Raw genomic sequence first — 301 nt, 5'->3', positions numbered from 1 at the left:
AATAGCCAATCCGACCGGATCCCAACAATGTTCCGCGACCAAACAAATAGTCTTACTCTGTCATAAGATTAGGCGTTGTGTTTGGTGCTGGCAGCATGGGCAGCGCAGGATTTTACGAGAGATTGCCCTTGCGATGGCAATACGGACAGAAGTGATTGAGGTTGGGATGTGGCGCTCAGGTCGGATTGGGGATTCGCGGGGTCGATAACCGTCGGATAAGGAGGTTCTTCGATGAGAAGGGCGCTCCAATGCCTTGAAGGGGGGAATCGATCCCCTTTCGGAGATCAGGAATCCATAAGCA

The sequence above is a fragment of the Acidisphaera sp. L21 genome (genome assembly GCF_009765685.1).
Taxonomy (GTDB): domain Bacteria; phylum Pseudomonadota; class Alphaproteobacteria; order Acetobacterales; family Acetobacteraceae; genus LMUY01.
Note: the sequence above shows the minus strand (reverse complement) of the source record.